At 68.6% G+C, this 14038-nt stretch carries 16 protein-coding genes; 8 read left to right on the forward strand and 8 right to left on the reverse strand.

Going from position 1 to position 14038, the window contains the following annotated elements; genetic code table 11:
- Positions 1–39 precede the first annotated feature (39 nt).
- Positions 40–372, forward strand: a complete 333-nt coding sequence (locus ACFWN7_RS00340; protein WP_376936655.1) for a hypothetical protein — start codon at positions 40–42, stop codon at positions 370–372.
- 56 nt (positions 373–428) lie between these two features.
- Positions 429–1091, forward strand: coding sequence for an HAD-IA family hydrolase (locus ACFWN7_RS00345; protein ID WP_376936656.1), 663 nt, complete (start codon positions 429–431; stop codon positions 1089–1091).
- Positions 1092–1312: 221 nt separating this feature from the next.
- Here ACFWN7_RS00345 and ACFWN7_RS00350 read toward each other — a convergent pair whose 3' ends face one another.
- Complete coding sequence (locus tag ACFWN7_RS00350) at positions 1313–1753, reverse strand: iron chaperone (protein ID WP_376936657.1); 441 nt, start codon at positions 1751–1753, stop codon at positions 1313–1315.
- 282 nt (positions 1754–2035) lie between these two features.
- Here ACFWN7_RS00350 and ACFWN7_RS00355 point away from each other — a divergent pair, with 282 nt between their 5' ends.
- Entirely contained in the window at positions 2036–2644 is a 609-nt protein-coding gene (locus tag ACFWN7_RS00355) for an HdeD family acid-resistance protein (protein WP_376936658.1), read from the forward strand.
- 78 nt (positions 2645–2722) lie between these two features.
- Here the strand turns inward: ACFWN7_RS00355 and ACFWN7_RS00360 are convergent, their stop codons facing one another.
- A complete protein-coding gene (locus ACFWN7_RS00360; RefSeq protein ID WP_376936659.1) occupies positions 2723–3490 on the reverse strand; it encodes an SDR family oxidoreductase in 768 nt (255 codons plus the stop codon).
- Between the two features lie 139 nt (positions 3491–3629).
- Between ACFWN7_RS00360 and ACFWN7_RS00365 the strand changes: the two genes are divergently transcribed.
- The 5 genes from ACFWN7_RS00365 to ACFWN7_RS00385 all read left to right on the forward strand — a co-directional run bounded on the left by ACFWN7_RS00365 (position 3630) and on the right by ACFWN7_RS00385 (position 6840).
- Positions 3630–4100 carry an NfeD family protein gene (locus ACFWN7_RS00365; RefSeq protein WP_376937095.1) on the forward strand — a complete coding sequence of 157 codons (471 nt, stop codon included), beginning with the start codon at positions 3630–3632 and terminating at the stop codon, positions 4098–4100.
- A 59-nt stretch (positions 4101–4159) separates the two neighbouring features.
- On the forward strand, positions 4160–4630 hold the full coding sequence (locus tag ACFWN7_RS00370) for an NfeD family protein (protein WP_376936660.1): 471 nt from the start codon (positions 4160–4162) through the stop codon (positions 4628–4630).
- Between the two features lie 33 nt (positions 4631–4663).
- The gene (locus ACFWN7_RS00375) at positions 4664–5626 is read left to right on the forward strand and encodes an SPFH domain-containing protein (protein ID WP_376936661.1); all 963 of its coding nucleotides are present in this window, start codon (positions 4664–4666) and stop codon (positions 5624–5626) included.
- A gap of 10 nt (positions 5627–5636) precedes the next feature.
- Positions 5637–6392: a glycerophosphodiester phosphodiesterase gene (locus tag ACFWN7_RS00380; protein ID WP_376936662.1), complete on the forward strand. Its 756-nt coding sequence runs from the start codon at positions 5637–5639 to the stop codon at positions 6390–6392.
- Between the two features lie 85 nt (positions 6393–6477).
- Positions 6478–6840, forward strand: coding sequence for an RNA polymerase-binding protein RbpA (locus ACFWN7_RS00385; RefSeq protein WP_376936663.1), 363 nt, complete (start codon positions 6478–6480; stop codon positions 6838–6840).
- Positions 6841–6852: 12 nt separating this feature from the next.
- On the opposite strand, the gene lnt is transcribed toward ACFWN7_RS00385, so the two are convergent.
- Genes lnt through ACFWN7_RS00415 form a run of 6 tightly spaced genes read right to left on the reverse strand, consistent with a single transcriptional unit; the run spans position 6853 to position 13990 of the window.
- Positions 6853–8412 (reverse strand): apolipoprotein N-acyltransferase, encoded by a 1560-nt coding sequence (gene lnt, locus ACFWN7_RS00390; RefSeq protein ID WP_376936664.1) that lies wholly within the window; start codon positions 8410–8412, stop codon positions 6853–6855.
- 30 nt (positions 8413–8442) lie between these two features.
- Positions 8443–10872, reverse strand: coding sequence for a DEAD/DEAH box helicase (locus tag ACFWN7_RS00395; RefSeq protein WP_376936665.1), 2430 nt, complete (start codon positions 10870–10872; stop codon positions 8443–8445).
- Positions 10873–10884: 12 nt separating this feature from the next.
- The gene (gene tatC, locus ACFWN7_RS00400; protein WP_376936666.1) at positions 10885–11637 is read right to left on the reverse strand and encodes a twin-arginine translocase subunit TatC; all 753 of its coding nucleotides are present in this window, start codon (positions 11635–11637) and stop codon (positions 10885–10887) included.
- Between the two features lie 50 nt (positions 11638–11687).
- The gene (gene tatA / locus ACFWN7_RS00405; RefSeq protein ID WP_376936667.1) at positions 11688–11915 is read right to left on the reverse strand and encodes a twin-arginine translocase TatA/TatE family subunit; all 228 of its coding nucleotides are present in this window, start codon (positions 11913–11915) and stop codon (positions 11688–11690) included.
- A gap of 36 nt (positions 11916–11951) precedes the next feature.
- The gene (locus tag ACFWN7_RS00410; RefSeq protein WP_376936668.1) at positions 11952–12971 is read right to left on the reverse strand and encodes a helix-turn-helix transcriptional regulator; all 1020 of its coding nucleotides are present in this window, start codon (positions 12969–12971) and stop codon (positions 11952–11954) included.
- Positions 12971–13990: a helix-turn-helix transcriptional regulator gene (locus ACFWN7_RS00415; RefSeq protein WP_376936669.1), complete on the reverse strand. Its 1020-nt coding sequence runs from the start codon at positions 13988–13990 to the stop codon at positions 12971–12973. The genes ACFWN7_RS00410 and ACFWN7_RS00415 overlap by 1 nt, the downstream gene beginning before the upstream one ends.
- Between the last annotated feature and the right edge of the window lie 48 nt (positions 13991–14038).

Consider the following 14038-nt stretch of genomic DNA (forward strand, 5'->3'; position numbering starts at 1 on the left):
TCTGGCGCGCGACGGGGGAGCGGGCGTACCATCGGGCGCATGGCACGCGAAGAGGCGAGCCCGCCTGAGGGCAATACGTTCACACGATTCTTCGATCGTGTCGACCGGGCGTTGCTGCCCGCCTTCGGTCCGACGCCGCCGCCCGAGGAACGTGAGCAGGACCCGACGCCGGTCGACCAGCGTCCGTGTCCCATCTGCGGTCACCCGATGTTCGAGCACGTCGTCGACCACTCGACGCCGAACACGGTGCTCATCTGCCCGACCGATGAACGGTTGCCCGAGCACGACGTCACGGGCCCGCTCAACGAACTCGGGATGCCTGCGACGGGCAGCCGTCTCGAGAAGCTCGAGGGGCGGGGCGAGGAAAGCTGAGCTGCCGGAACGGCAAGCGTCGAGAAGATGTGCGCCTCGGTCCGTAGATTGGACCCATGCGCCTGCACGTTGATGCCATCCTGTTCGACATCGATGGAACGCTCGTCGACTCCACCGCCGCGGTCGAACGCACCTGGCGCACGTGGGCGGCGCGCCGCGGAATCAATGCGGAGGAGATCCTCCGCGTATGCCATGGGCGGCGCAGCGAGGACACCGTTGCCCAGTTCATGCCGGAGGGTGAGCAGGAGGCGGCGGTCGCCGAGCTGGAGCAGCTCGAACTGCACGACCTTGCCGACGTCGTCGCTTTGCCGGCGGCGCGATCGCTGTTGGCCTCGTTGCCGGCCGAACGCGTGGGCGCCGTGACATCCGGCTCAGCCGCACTCATGACGGCACGGCTTCAGGCTGCCGGGCTGCCGGTGCCGTGTGTCCTGGTGGCCGCCGAGAACGTCGCAGTCGGCAAGCCCGATCCCGAAGGGTATCTCGCGGCCGCCGCGGCGCTCGGCGTCGATGTGCGCCGCTGCCTGGTCATCGAGGACGCACCGGCCGGAATCCGCGCGGGCCGTGCGGCGGGAGCGCAGGTCGTGGCTGTCGCCACCTCCCATGCATCGGCCGACTTGCAGGCGGCCGATGCCGTCATCGTCGACCTCACGATGGCCACGGTGACCGTGACGCCTCAGGGTCTGGCTGTGGAACTGGTGGCCACCGCGCCAGTTGTTTGACCCTCGAAGGAGGAAGTCGCTTCGTGAGGAATCGGCGGACGCGTACGTGTCCCGACTGTCCGGGCGGCGCACGATGGGGGAGGTCGGGCAGGCAGGCCGGTTCGTCTCCAGCGCAGGGAGTTGAGACGCAACCGACATAATGTGCATTATCGGCGCGCAGGGTTGTTGAGATGGCGCCGCCTCATTCGCCTTCGGAGTCGGGCTCGCTTCCGAACCATCCGTCAGTCGACGGCCCTGCGAACGAGCTCGGTGACCTTCTGCTCCACCGCCGGCGTCCAGCTGAGGACGGCAAACCCGACGGGCCACAGGTCACCGTCGTCGAGGTCGGCCTTGTCTTCGAAGCCGATCGTCGCGTAGCGCGTCTTGAACTTCTTGGCCGGCTGGATGAACACGAGCATCTTGCCCTCGGCGTTCGCGTACCCGGGCATGCCGTAGTACGTCTTCGGGACGAGGTCGGGGGCGACCTCGGTGACGACCTTGTGCAGCCCTTCGGCGAGGACCTTGTCGTCGGGCTCCAGTTCGGCGATGGCCTCCAGGACCGCCTTCTCACCGGCCGCGCGGTTCTTTCCCGCCTTCTCCTGCTCTCGGAGTTCCTTGGCGCGCTGCTTGACGGCGTCGCGCTCCTCCTTGCTCAGCCCTCCGGACGTGTCGGTCTCGGCCATCGTGATTCTCCTCTGGGATTTCCCGCTTCGGCGGTGCCACGTTGAGTGCGGCATCGATCTCAGGTTATGCGGTTGGTTCGTCGCGTGCTTCTCCGATCCTGATCGATCCGACGGTCGATCCACTCGGGCCGCCTCTTCCCCGGCGACCGGATGCCCCCCGCAGACGACGCTTCGTCTCGCAGGCGACGACATCGACGCGCGCGCGCACATCCGACACTCAGCCGCCGTTGAGGAATACCCTGACTCGTGCAACGCACCTCGTCGCTCCAGAAAGGACATGTCATGTCTTCGCCGCAATCCAACACGGTCTTCGCCGGGTTCTCGCTGGATTCAGCGGACCTGTCGACGGAAGCCGTCAACACGGTGCGCGCCACGCTCGGCATCTCGGGCGTCGTCGCGCTGATCGTCGGCATCCTGATCACGTTCTGGCCGAAGGACTCGGCCGTCGTGCTCACGGTGATCCTCGGGATCTACCTGATCATCGCCGGTCTCGCCTACGCCGGCCTCGGCATCTTCTCGAAGGGCATCTCGGGCGGCGCGCGGGCTCTCGACATCATCCTCGGCGTGCTGTTCGTGATCGGCGGTGTCCTCGCGGTGTCCAATCCGACGGAGAGCGCCGTCGTCGTCGGCATCTTCCTCGGCATCCTGATCGGCATCCTCTGGATCGTCGAGGGAGTCGTCGCTCTGGTGCAGTCGAGCGATTCGCCCTCGCGGGGCTGGGCGATCTTCTTCGGCATCCTCAGCATCATCGCGGGCATCGTGCTGCTGTTCTCGCCGCTCTACGTGGTGGTGCTGTGGTGGATCGTCGGCATCGGCCTGATCGTGCTCGGCATCATGCAGATCGTGCGCGCGTTCACCTTCGGTCGCGGCGCGAAGGCCGCAACCGCATAGTCGGATGCCACGAAGGCCGGTCCCTGCGTTCGACACGTCGGAGACCGGCCCTCGTCGCACGCCGTGCGAACGGCTGGATCAGCTCTCGCGCACGAAGCCGGAGGTGTCGCCGACGTACCGCGTGTGGTCGGCGGGAACCGGGTCGACGGCGGCCGCCGCAACCTCGGCCGCGAACTCCGAGACGTTGTAGAGCCGGCCGGCGTCGTGCTTGCGAGCCTCGATCGCACCGGGGTTCGCCCGTTCGAGCAGGGTCGCGGTGATCGTGCCCTCGATCATGTCGCCCGACACGACGACGAACCCGTAGCCGGCGGCCTCGAGTCGGGGCACCATGGCACGCAGCGCATCTTCACCGGCACGCTTCGACAGGGCGACGGGCTCGTACTCAGGCATGGTCGGCGTCGTGCGGATGAAATGCGCCTGATGGCTCGTGACGAACACGATCCGGGCACCCGCGGCCAGGTGCGGCAATGCGCCTTCGATCACGTTCACCTGCGCATCGCGGTTGAGGCGCATCGCGTAGTCGTCGCCCATGCCGGTCTCCATGCCGCCCGAGGCATTCAAGACGAGGACGTCGATGGGCCCGAGCTCGGCAACGGTGCGCTCGAACATCTCCGCAACGGATGCCGCATCCGTGAGGTCTGCACCGACGGCGATCGCCCGGCCGCCCGCCCCCGTGATCTCGGCGACGACCTTCTCGGCTCGGGGTGCCTTGCTGCGGTAGTTCACGACGACGGCGGCGCCTGCGTCCGCAAGATAGCGCACGGTGTCGGCGCCGATGCCGCGCGAGGAGCCGGTCACGAGGGCGACACGACCATCGAGGGATCCAGGTGCGAGTGGGTTGGTCACGGCGGGAACTCCTCGTGGCTTGCAGTGACGGACCAAGGGGTCCTGGCGGGGCGCCGAACCGAGACTATCAACTCCCCCGCCGCGGCATCCGTACGGTAGGTTTCGAGGCGGGGGCCGTGCGGAGGAGACGGACTTGGATGTGCTGACACAGTACGCGTGGATCGCCTGGTCGGTGCTGATCCTCACGTTCGCCGCCATCGAAGTGTTCACCCTCGAGATGACCTTCCTGATGCTCGCCTTCGGCAGCCTCGTGGGTCTCGTCTCCGGATTGTTCGGCATTCCGTGGTGGGCGCAGTTCGTCGTCGCCGCCGTCGCCGCCATCGTGCTCATCCTGGCGCTCCGGCCGACGCTCATGCGGATGCTTCGGCGCGGCGGCGATTCGGCGCGCAGCGGCATCGACGCGGTGGTCGGCGGCGAGGCAGCCGTGATGCGAACGGTCACGTCGTCGGTCGGTCGGATTCGTCTCCAGAACGGAGACGTCTGGAGCGCACGCCTCTCCCCCATGACCGAGCAGGCCGACGTTCCGGTCGGTGGGCGCGTCCTCGTCACGGGAGTCGACGGGGCGACGGCGGTCGTCGTCCCGATCGAGCGCAGCACCCCGCGCGAGTAGGCGTGCCGGCGGGCCTCCGGTGATAGGTTTCAGTCACAGGACGTCGAAGGGGCGATCGCATGTTGGACCTGACCCAGTACGTCTGGATCGTCTGGCTCATCCTCGTCTTCGTCTGCGTGATCATCGAACTGCTGACGCTCGAGTTCACGTTCCTCATGATCGCCTTCGGGTCGGTCGCCGGGCTCGGAGCCTACCTCCTCGGCTGGGAGTGGTGGGCGCAGATCCTCACCGCCGCCGTCGTCTCGGTGCTTCTCCTGCTCACCATCCGGCCCGTGCTGCTGCGCTACATGCGCCGAGGCGCGGACCCGACGCCCAGCAACATCGCCGCCTTGGCCGGGATGTCGGGTCGAGTCGTCTCTCCCATCGCCGATACGACCGGACTCGTCAGGCTCGCCAACGGTGAGACGTGGACGGCGAGGCTCGCGCCGGAATCCGGCCGGTCCATCGTCGAGACCGGGACTTCCGTCCGAGTGGCTCTCGTCGACGGAGCCACCGTGGTCGTCGTTCCGGTCGAGCGCGACGATGCCTGACCACTTCACCCGTTCGGCTGCAGAGGAGCTCCCATGATCAGCATCGATGGTTTCGTCGGCCAGATCTTCGTGATCGTCCTGCTCGTCGTCATCGCGATCTTCGTGCTGGTCGTCCTGATCCGAGCGATCCGGATCATCCCGCAGGCGTACGCCGGCATCGTCGAGCGGCTGGGCAGGTACCACAGGACGCTCGCACCCGGCCTCAACATCCTGGTGCCGTTCATCGATCGGGTGCGACCCCTCGTGGACATGCGCGAACAGGTCGTGTCGTTCCCACCGCAGCCCGTCATCACCGAAGACAACCTCGTCGTCTCGATCGATACGGTGGTCTACTTCCAGGTGACGGATGCCAGGGCGGCGACGTACGAGATCGCGAACTACCTCGGGGCGGTCGAACAGCTCACGACCACCACGCTCCGGAACGTGGTCGGCGGCCTGAACCTCGAAGAAGCGCTGACCTCGCGTGACAACATCAACGGCCAACTGCGTGTCGTGCTCGACGAGGCGACCGGGAAATGGGGCATTCGCGTGTCCCGCGTCGAACTCAAGGCCATCGATCCGCCCCACTCCATCCAGGATTCGATGGAGAAGCAGATGCGTGCCGAGCGCGATCGCCGTGCGCTCATCCTCACCGCGGAGGGCACGAAGCAGTCGGCGATCCTCACCGCCGAGGGCGAGCGGCAGGCCGCGATCCTCAAGGCGGAGGGCGACGCGAAGGCGGCCGTGCTCCGCGCCCAGGGCGAGGCGGAGGCGATCCTGACGGTGTTCGACGCAATCCACAAGGGCGATCCCGACCCGAAGCTCCTCGGTTACCAGTACCTGCAGATGCTGCCGCAGATCGCGCAGGGCGAGGCGAACAAGCTCTGGATCGTGCCGAGCGAGCTCACCGAGGCGCTCAAGGGCATCGGCCGCGCGTTCACGCCGACGACGACGAGCGCGACGAATGTCACGACGCCGCCCCCCGGGCCGGCGACCCCGCCTGCCGCCCACCCCTGACGGGTCAGCCGTGGCGTCGACGTACTTCGATCCGCCGAGGCCGCGCGTGCTCGCGCACCGCGGCCTCGCGACGGAGGCACCCGAGAACACGCTCCTCGCGTTCGCGAACGCCGCGTCCGTCGGTGCGATCTATCTCGAGACCGACGTGCACGTCTCGAGCGACGGCATCGCGGTGATCTCGCACGACCCCGATCTGAAACGGGTCGCCGGTCGCGACCTCGAGGTCGCGAAGCTCACGATGGCCGAACTGCGACGCATCGAACTCGGAGGCGGCCAGGGCTTCGCGTCGCTCGAGGAGGTGCTCGATGCGTTCCCCGACGCGTGGTTCAACATCGACGTGAAGGCCGATGCCGCAGTCCTCCCCGCAGTGTCTGCGCTGGAGCGAACCCGCGCAGCGTCTCGGGTGCTGCTCACCAGCTTCTCCGATTCGCGCCGGCGCCGCCTCGGCGCGATGGTCCCCGGTGCCGTGACCTCGGCCGGCCGCGCCGGAGTCATCCGTGCCCGCCTGGCGTCGCTCGTCGGCTCGCGCGGCGGCATGCTGCGTGCACTCCGTGGTGCGGCTGCGCTCCAGGTCCCCGAACGCGTGGGCCCGCTGCGCCTGGTCACTTCGCGCTTCATCGACCTGGCGCACGGCGCGGGCGCGGAGGTGCACGTGTGGACGGTGAACGACCCTGCCGATATGACGCACTTGCTCGACCTCGGGGTCGATGGTCTCGTCACCGACCGCGCCGACCTCGCCCTTCAGCTCATCGCCGCCCGAAACTGAGAATTCCCCGGTAATCACCCAGTCCCTGGCAAGGGAATGCCCAGCTTGATCGTTTATACCTGAAGACGATCGAGAGGAGTACGCCATGGCGGACCGGAGCCTTCGGGGCATGCGTATCGGTGCCCAGAGCCTGCAGAGCGAGGACGGCGTGGTCTTCGCCGACCGTGCCGACTACACCTACCGCTGTGAGGTGTGCAGCCGTGAGACGGTGATGACGTTCTCGACCGAAGCCGAGCTCCCCGAGACATGGGAGTGCCGCTACTGCGGCGCCGCCGCGACGCTGCTCGTCGACTCGAAGCCGGTCGAGATCGACCGCTCGGGCGAGAAGGTCGCGCGCACGCACTGGGACATGCTGCTCGAGCGTCGTACACGTGCCGAACTCGAGGAGATCCTGCAGGAGCGCCTCAACTACCTGCGCGCACGTCGCGGCCAGAAGATCGGCGCCTGAGCCGCAGCCTGGTCACTCCTCGTCGGCGTCGCCCGTCGCCTCGCGGGAGCGCGGCGTCCGTCGTGCGATGACGCCGGCGGCGACCAGTCCGGCGAGGGAACCGAGCACGATCGTGAGCGGCACCGCCCCGCCCAGCACGACCGACGGCGTCAGGCCCTCGCGCAGTTCGACGTCGGTGACCATCGCTCCCGGCTCGTAGGCGGGCAACGAGTCGATCGTTCGACCCGTCGGGTCGATCACCTGGCTCGTGCCGACCGTCGAGATGTTCACCACGGAGCGCCCGGTCTCGATGGCGCGGAGGCGCGCGATCGAGAGCTGCTGCTCGTTCTCATCCGTGCCGCGGAAGTCCGCGTTGTTCGTCTGGAACATGTAGAGCTGGGCGCCGTCGCGTGCTCCCTCCCAGATGAGCTCGTCGTAGATCACGTCGAAGCAGATCGCGAGTCCTGTCACGGCGTCGCCGAGATCGAACACGGGCGGATTCGTGCCGGGCGTGTAGCCGCGCTGGATCAGGCCGATCAGGTCGGGGGCGAGCGGCTCCCAGAACCCCCGGTCGGGGACGTACTCGCCGAACGGCACGGGGTTGCGCTTGTCGAAGCTGTCGACCGCCCCCTCCCCCGCACGCCAGAGCAGCGAGGTGTTGAAGAACTCGTCGCCGCGCACCGTCACCGTGTTCAGCACGACCGGGGCTTCGAGTTGCTCGCTGAGCCGGTCGAAGATGCGTGCCACCGACTCGCTGCGTGTGGGGTCGATATCGGAGCCCCCCTCGGGCCAGAGCAGCACGTCGATGCCGCGTTCGTCGAGGATGGGCTCGGTCGCCGCGAGCTGCGCCGCGAGCACGTCGCCCGGCTCCCGTTCGTCGAAGTAGCCGGATGGTCCGTTGCCCTGAACGCTCGCGACCCGCAGCTCGCCGATCGGGGCCGTGGGCCACGCCGGGACCGCGACGGCGACGATGGCGAGTGCGACAACGGGGATCGCCGATCGAAGGTCTTCCCAGCCGCGTAAGCGCACCCACTCAATGACGCCCGCCACGATCGCCACCATCACGAAGCCGAGCCCGGTCGACCCGACCCACGACACGACCTCGGCGAAGGGACTCTCGGCCTGGCTCAGTGCGGCACGACCCCACGGGAATCCGCCGTACGGGATCGAGCCGGTCGCCGCTTCGCGGACGCACCAGAGCCCTGCCACGAGCAGCGGCAGCCAGACCAGTCGCACCCACCGAGACGGGCTCGCTCGTGGCACCCAGCGGTACGCGAGCGCGATCAGTACGGCCCCGCCCGCCACGAACAACGACTCGAGCACCGAAAGGGCGATCCACGGCACCGGGCCGAGGTAGAGCGACGTCCATGACACCTGCTGGAGGTAGAACGCCAGCCCGAACACCAGACCGAGGTGGAACGCCGCCCACGCCGAACGTCCGATCAGGCTGATGAGCGCGAGCGCTATTCCTACGAAGGCCAGCGGCCACACGCTCGCGCCCGGAAAACCCAGATCGTAGACGAGCCCGCCGATGATGGCGACGAGCACGGCGGCCCACAGCGGCAGCAGGGGTCGCGGTTCGCGTTCGGGCACCAGATCAGCCTAGGTGAACGGCGTGGGTCGTCACGCGACGGAGCCGTAGGCGACGACGCCCCGACGAACCGCGTCGATCGCGGCACGCGCGGTTGCGCCGAGCTCGGCGTCGGCCACGATCGAGATCTGATCGAGCATGTCGATCACCTGCTTGGTGAGCCGCACGAAGTCCCCGGCCGCCAGCTCGGTGTCGGCGAGCACCGAACCGAGTCCGGCGCCGCCGGCCCAGGCGTGCATGGCCGACGCGAGCGCCGGCGACGGCTGCTCGCTGCCCGAGAGGCGGTGCTCGCGCTCGAGATCGTCGAGTTCGCTCCAGACGTCCGTCGTGCGGTCGAAGGCGTCGCGGAACCTGCCACGCGGCAGGCGGAACTGCTCGCCGCGATCGTCGCGCCGTGACTCGTAGACGAGCGAGGCCGCCATCGCGGCGAGCGACGGCACGTCGAGGCCGTCCCAGAGCCCGAGCCGCAGGCTCTCCGCGACGAGCAGGTCGCGCTCACCGTAGATGCGCTTCAGGATGCGCCCCGGCGCTGCCGAGACCAACTCGGCGCGGGAGTCCCGCTCGAGGTAGCCGAGTCGTTCGAGCACCTCGGCAACCCGATCGAACCGCTTGGCGACCTGCCCGGTGCGGGTGCGGATCTGGCGCGACAACTGGTCGTGCTCCTGCCTCAGGCGCCACCACCGCTCGGCCCAGCGCGCATGCTGCTCGCGCTCGGCGCAACCGTGGCACGGATGCGCCCGCATCGCCTTGCGCGCACCGGTCAGCTCTCGTTGCATCCGCTCCCGCTGAGCGTGGGTGGGATTGCCCTTCGAAGCCTGCCGCTCGAGCTCGCCGATGCGCCGCCGGATGGAGGCGTACTCGCCGAAGTCGCCGAGGTGGCAGCGCATCGCCTCCTCGAACCCGGCCATCGACTCCTCCTGCTTGCGCAGCGTTCGCGCGAGGTCGACGACGGCCCGGTCGGCCTGGAACTGCGCGAAGGAGAGTTCGAGGATCTGCCTCGTGCGCTCCCGGCCGAACTGGTCGATGAGGTTCACCGCCATGTTGTACGTGGGCTTGAAGCTCGAGTTCAGCGGGTAGCTGCGCCGCGACGCGAGCGACGCGACACCCTCTGGGTCGAGCCCGTCGGCCCACTGGATGACCGAGTGGCCCTCGATGTCGATGCCGCGCCGGCCCGCACGGCCCGTCAACTGCGTGTACTCCCCCGGCGTGATCGGCACGCGCGCCTCGCCGTTGAACTTCTCGAGCTTCTCGAGCACCACCGATCGCGCCGGCATGTTCACGCCGAGCGCGAGGGTCTCGGTGGCGAACACGACCTTCAGGAGCTTCAGCTGGAAGAGCTCCTCGACGACCTCCTTGAACGCCGGCAGCATTCCCGCGTGGTGCGCGGCGACGCCGCGCTGGAGTCCCTCGAGCCATTCCCAGTAGCCGAGCACGGCCAGGTCTTCGTCGCGGAGCATCCGCGCCCTCGCCTCGACGATCCCGCGGATCTCGTCGCGCTCTGCGGCCTCGGTGAGGCGGATGCCGGAGCGGAGCACCTGTCGCACCGCCTGGTCGCACCCGGCGCGCGAGAAGTTGAACACGATCGCCGGGAGCAGGTGCTTGCCGTGCAGCAACTCGACGACGTCGGGCCGCTCGAGGCGCCCGGCGGCCTGGGCCTGCTGGTGGAACCTGCCGCGGTCGCTGCCGCGGCGACCGCGAGCGGAGCGCGACGAGATCGAGCGGCCGCCCGACCGCGCGACGCGCTGCAGTTCGGGGTTCACGCGATTGGCTGACGCCTGGCCCGACGAATCGAACAGGTCGAGGAGCTTGCCCTTCACGAGGACGTGCTGCTCGAGCGGCACGGGTCGATCCTCGGAGACGATCACGTCGGTATCCCCGCGCACCGCCTGGAGCCAGTCGCCGAACTCCTCCGCGTTCGACACCGTCGCGGACAGCGAGACGAGCCGAACCTCCTCGGGGAGGTGGATGATGACCTCCTCCCACACGGCACCGCGGAAGCGGTCGGCGAGATAATGCACCTCGTCCATCACCACGTAGGCGAGGCGATCGAGGAGCGGCGAATCCGCGTAGAGCATGTTCCGCAACACCTCGGTGGTCATCACCACGATGCGGGCACCCGAATTGATGTTGGTGTCGCCGGTGAGGAGTCCCACCTCGCCGGCACCCCACTCATCAGCGAGCTCCTGGTACTTCTGGTTGCTCAGCGCCTTGATCGGCGTCGTGTAGAAGACCTTGTCGTCGGGCTCCTGCATCGCCAGGAACACGGCGAACTCGGCGACGACCGTCTTGCCCGCACCGGTCGGTGCCGCAACGAGCACGCTTCGCCCCTCGTCGAGCGCGGCACAGCTCGCCCTCTGGAACGGGTCGAGGTCGAAACGGAGCCTCGACGCGAACTCTGCGAGTCGCGGCTGGCGTCGGTGTTCGCGCGACCGGGTGTACCGCTCAGCCGGTGAGAGGCTCATCACCCCTCCAGACTAGACAGGCGTTCCGAACTCCAGGCGGTTGCGTCGTTCGACACGGCGGTCGTGCAGGTGGGCGATGAACCACGCGGTGAAGTACAGCACCACCATCGGCACCGCGAGCATGAACATCGAGATGACGTCGGCCGCGGGCGTTGCGACCGCCGTGAACAGCACGATCACGAGGATCGCCACACGCCATGACTTGATGATCGAAGCCGCCGAGATCACACCGGCGAAATTGAGGAGCACGATGAAGACCGGCAGCACGAAGGCGATGCCGATCGCGATGACGAGCTTCTGCACGAAGTCGATGTACTCGCGCGCGGTGAGCAGCGTCGCCGCATCGGATGGGACGAAGCCCGTCATGAGGTGGACGATGTTCGGCAGCACGAACCACCCCGCCGCGCACCCCGCGAGAAACAGCGGGATGGCCGACGCGAAGAATCCGAAGGTGAACCTGCGCTCCTTGGAGTTCAGTCCCGGAACGAGGAACGCGAAGATCTGGTACAGCCAGACGGGGCTCGAGATCACGATGCCGAGCGTGAACGCCAGCTGCAGGCGCAGGTCGAACGCACTCGAGATCGTGGGGAACACGACGGCCGTGTCGGTGCCCTGGGCCTCGGCGACTCGATCGACGGGCTCCTGGATGGCCTCCCACACGAACGCGTCGGTGAGCCACCAGCCGAGGGCGGCGCCGACCACGATCGCGATCGCCGAGATGAAGAGGCGCTTGCGGAGTTCGAGAAGGTGAGCCCCGAGGGACATCCGCCTCTCTCGGTTCTTCGCCCCGCGAGCCGTCGTCGCGGACATGGGACTCAGGCGCTCGGCTTGGATGAGTCGGCGCCGGGCTTCGGCTTCTCGTCGGCCGCGGTGTCACCCGCCTCACCCGTCGCGTCGTCCTTGTCGGAGCGTGTCTCGGACTTCAGGATCTTCATCGACTGGCCGAGGCTGCGCGCGAGTGCCGGAAGCTTGGGCGCGCCGAAGAGCAGCAGGATGATGACCAGGATGATGAGGAAGTGCCATCCGGTGAGGCCTTGAAGCATGTTCGGGGTCCGTTCTGCGGGATCGTCGCAGTCAGTCTACCCGGTCGACCCGTCGTCGGTCGCACGCTCGATGGCGGATGCCTCCGCACTCGCGTAGCCCGCCAGGCCGGCGGCCGCCCAGCTCTCGACCGCGGCCCGCGCCTCGGCGGGCGAGACGACCGTGACGAGCCCGGGCAGGCCCGCGACGAGACGCTTGAGGCCATGCACATGGGCGAGCCGGAGGGTCACTCGAAGGCGCCCGTCGACCTCGCTCGTGCGGGAGTCCGCGAGGTAGTCGGCGAGCAGCGGAAGGGTTTCGGGGGCGACGTCGACCACGACGTCGAGGTCGGTGTCGGACCCGGTGAACAGCGTCTCGGGCACGGCGAGCTGCGAGTGGTCGCCGATCGGCTCGTCGGTGACGAGGAGGCCGCTCATGCGATCGACCCGGAAGTTCCGCACATCTTCGCGGGTGTGGCAGTACGCCTGGAGGTACCAGTCCGCGTCCTGCGAGACGATGCGAAGCGGATCGGCCCGGCGTCGCCCGGCCACGCCGCGCGCGTTCAGGTAGTCGAACTCGAGCTGGCGGCCCTCGGTGACGGCTCGACGGATGAGGCCGAGCGAGGCATCCGCTTCGGTCTCGGCGATGGCGAGACGACTGGGCGCGGAGGAGGCGCCGGCCGTGAGCTTCGCCATGAGCGACGCGAGCGACGCGCTGCCGGCGTTCTCAGGCGAGGCCGAGAGGTACTGGAGCCCGGCGATGAGCGCCGCGGCCTCGCGTGCGGAGAGGCGCGGCGCGTCGTCGATCGCGACGTGGTGCACGATGACGATCACGTCGTCGTCTTCGAAGGCATCCCAGTCGATGTCGAAGAGGTCGTTCGGCTGGTACGTGCCCGTCGAACCGGGAAGCCCCGAGGTGGCGATGAGGCGTACCGCGTCGCGGATCTCCGCCTCGGTCATGCCGAAGTGCTGTGCCGCCTCGGCGACGTCGACCACGCGCTGCTCGAGCAGGTAGGGCACGAACGACAGCAGGAAGACGAGCTTGTCGGGCGCCTTCAGCGGTTTCGCGCGCTCGGCCATCACGCTGCTCCCCCGTTGCGGTGCGCCGCGACGACGGCCTCGAGTCGCTGCCGGACGGCGTCGCGGAGCGAGGTGGGGCCGAGCACCCGCACCTCGGGACCGTAGGCGGCGAGCTCGTCGGCGAACACCGCGGCATCCGTGTAGTGGAGGCGGATGACGCCGGTGTCCTCGTCGCGCAGCACGGCGCGCTTGCCGAGCCGCACCTCGGCGTCGCTGCCCGCGGTGACGGCGAGGTCGGCGGCGTTCCGGAGTCGCAGTTCGTCGAGCTCGGCGAGGATGCGATCCTGGATGCCGGGAGGCGGCGCCTCGAAGGTCGCGCCGGGAACCGGCTCCACTCCGCCGACGATGCGCGAGAGCAGGAAGGTGCGCGGGCCGCCGGCGTCGCGGTCGTGCGCGTGCAGGTGCCAGCGCCCCTCGTGCAGCACCACCGCGAGCGGATCGACCGTGCGCTCGCGCGGTCGGGCCTCACCTGGCTTGAAGTATCGGAATCGCACCGTCTGGCGTCGGTCGAGCGCCTGACGCAGCGGCTCGAACGCGGCGTCGCGCACCCGGAGCCGCGGCGCGTATCCGATCACGGGGTCGCGCGGCTCGATGCCGAGCGAGCGCAGCTTGGTGAGCGCCCGCTGGGAGTCGGACGAGAGGGATGCCTCACGCCAGACCTCGGCGGCGAGGCCCAGGAGTGCGAGCTCATCGGGCGTGAAGCGCACCTCGTCGGGCAGGTCGTACCGGCCCTTCGGGATGCGGTAGCGGAGCGCCTGGTTGTCTCCGGGACGGTCGGGTGACTCGACGGTCTCGAGCGGGATGCCGAGCTCGCGGATGTCGTCCTTGTCACGCTCGAACTGGCGCTCGAGGTTCGCATTCCGGCCCGACGCGTCGTAGCGCTCGGCGTAGCCGCGCACGGACGACAGGATCTCGGACTTCAGGAGGCCCGTCTCGGTAGCGAGCAGCGCGAGCACGAGGCTGAACAGCCGGTCCTCGACCGGGATCTTTGCATCTGCCCTGCCCGCCTCGCCAGCCACACGAGCGATCATACTGAAGCGCCGTGCGCGTGCGGCTGCCGGCGCACG

The organism is Agromyces sp. NPDC058484 (genome assembly GCF_042720415.1).
Classification (GTDB): Bacteria; Actinomycetota; Actinomycetes; order Actinomycetales; family Microbacteriaceae; genus Agromyces.